Origin of the sequence: Rahnella sp. ChDrAdgB13 (assembly GCF_017655185.1) — a bacterium.
Classification (GTDB): domain Bacteria; phylum Pseudomonadota; class Gammaproteobacteria; order Enterobacterales; family Enterobacteriaceae; genus Rahnella; species Rahnella contaminans.
The window spans coordinates 1-2,594 of the sequence record NZ_JAEMGT010000187.1 but is presented as its reverse complement, the minus strand read 5'-3'; the positions used below and the strand labels follow the sequence as shown (position 1 = coordinate 2,594).

The window sequence follows — 2,594 nt, the reverse complement described above, 5'->3', positions numbered from 1 at the left end:
TTTCATCTTTTCCACGTAATCCGCCCGGCTGGCCTTCGGGTTGGCGAGAAAAATCTGCGTGCTGCACTGCTCGATAATCGCCGGGGCAATCGGGTGCTTGACGATTTCGTCAGGCGACTGGGTGGCGGGGACGAAGATGCCGTTCAGCTTGCGGATCACCTTCAGCATATTGAGCGAGAAGCGGGAAAATTCGACATCGGCCAGCCATTTCCAGAACTCGTCCATAAACATCACCAGCCGGCGACCATCCAGCAGGCTGGTGACGCGGTACAGCAGATAAAACGTGATGGGGCCGCGAATATCGTCATCATCGAGAAATTCCGTACCGTCAATACCCACGTTATCAATGTTGCTGATGTTGAAGGTGTCCTCTTCATTGTCGAATACCCAGCCGAACTCGCCGCCCTGCGCCCACTGTTTAAGGCGAATGCGTAGCCCGTTGAGACGGGCGTCGGGGGTTGGCGGCTCCGGCAAGACCTCCAGCAGCCGGGTGATCCCGAACTTGCGGTATTCCGGCGGGTAGTCGAGCATAATGGTATCCACGGCGGCACTGATCCGCTCCTCATCGCGCGGATCGAGCGGCTTGCCGTTGCGGCCGCACAGCATGCGTACCAGTCGTTTGATAAAGCTGATATTTCGGCGGGTTGGGGCAAGCGAAAACGGGTTAAACCCGGTAGGCACACCGGTACGGATACGGAAGTAGCGTCCGCCCATCTGGCGTATCGCCATCTCCGCCGCCCGGTCCTTATCAAAATACACCGTGGTGAACCGCTGGATTGTGGCTGAGGCGGAGAACGTCGCCGGATTGCGGTACTTTTGCATCAGTTGCTGCATCATGGTCATCAGCATCGTTTTCCCTGAGCCGGTTTTACCGATAATCGCTGAGTTACCCGGCGTTTTTTCGTTGAAGTCATCCCGCCCGCTTTGGCTGTCGTGCAGGTTCAGGTAATACCCGCCGCCGCCGGGTGATGTCAGGATGGCGATGGCGTCACCCCAGGGATTGCCGCTCCGCTTGTGGGGATGAAAGTTGTGAAGGCTCGCCAGGTCAGCAAAGTTCTGACTGCTGACGGCCACCAGTCGGGGGCGCAACGTATACACCCCCGGCAGTTGCGCCAGGTACGCGGCGGGCAGCGACAGCGTGGACAGCGTCGTCATGATGCCGAGGTCGGCGAAGGGCTGCGCCAGCGCGCTGGCATCCTTGACCACCTGGTTGGCGCTGTCTGAGGATACGAGCAGGGAGAAGTGGTATTTTCCGCAGGACACATGCCCGGACTGGAGCAGGTCACGCAATACAATCAGCTCTTCACGCTGTGAAATGGCGTCGTCATCCGCCGAAGTCAGGCGCTTTTCCGCCAGACGAATATGCTTCTGCGCCTCGTCGCGGGCCATGCAGGTGAAGGACTGCGTCAGCACGTACTCGCTTTCGGCATACAGCAGCGCGTCTAACAGGCCGGTCGCGGTTTCCGGTGAGTAATCTTTGATTTCCAAACTGCGTAAAAAGCGGGAGCCGCCGACCGTCTGGCACTCGGCGGTGTCGGTAGTAAAAAAGACATCCGGCGTGCTTAACGTTTCATAAAACGGCGCACGCGTGACCGCCACCTTTTGCCACTGGCCGGTGAGCAGGCGGTGATAAAAGGACAACTGGGCGGAATACACCCGCCCGTTGTCTTCATACATCCCCAGCGGCGTCGCCGTATAGCGGGACAGCGCCGAAGCCAGCGCATCCCGGTGTTCCAGCATCATTTTCAGGGCATCATCCAGCGCCGTTTTGCGTTTACCGGACTTCTGCGTCTTCATGGCCTTTTTCTCCAGCGGAGAGAAGGGCGCGTAGCAGACGGTGAAAAACAGCCGGTGCCGCCAGAACGGCTTTTCGTTGATCGGCTGGTAATACAGCCGGGTCACTTCATCAGAAAAGGGAATACCTGAATTCGCGTCAAAGACATCGTGGTACTTTTCCCGGATACGGTGAAGATAGAAGGTAACCGGCAGACCTTCATATGCACGAATCACGTTATTGAGATGCGTCGCCATTAACGTCAGATGATGTTCGTCCTCGCATTCAAAAACGGTGCCCTCCAGCTCCCAGCTGGCAACCAAATCACCCTGGCGGTTTCTGATGACGTGCGGGTGAATATGGGAGGAATACGGAATGTATTTATCCAGCGTAACGTGCTCGTTTAACTTCATTTTTTCAATAAACTCCGAGACGTCGACGGCGTCATAGCGGTTTGCCAGCAGGGCATTGGCACCAAAATGTTTATTGGTGCCAAAACGGCCACGGGTTTTAAAGGCCAGCCAGAGCAGCCCGAAATAGTGAATATCGGTTCTGGCCTTTGCCTTCATCTCCAGCCAGGCGGGAATAAGCAGTAATATCAGGTAATAGCTGACATAGACCGCCAGCAGGACGATGGCCCCGCTGACCATCACGAACGGCACGAGGGGAATGCCGGCTATGGCGGCAGGTCGCGTCAGCGCTTTGTTCAGCGTAGCCATCGTTACCTCCCTTATGACGCCCAGTAGGTACCGAAACCTGACGCACCGACGATAAGGATGGCGCCAATGATGACGTTGCGCATGTCATGCAGGCTCTTGCC

At 56.9% G+C, this 2,594-nt stretch carries 1 protein-coding gene and 1 pseudogene; both read right to left on the bottom strand.

Annotation, left to right across the window (positions count from 1 at the left end; translation table 11 throughout):
• A partial coding sequence (locus tag J8X26_RS28130) for a VirB3 family type IV secretion system protein (RefSeq protein ID WP_208952476.1) occupies positions 1–2,493 on the bottom strand: 2,493 nt, incomplete at its 3' end.
• Between the two features lie 11 nt (positions 2,494–2,504).
• Positions 2,505–2,594: pseudogene (locus J8X26_RS28125) on the bottom strand (conjugal transfer protein); the annotation flags it as partial.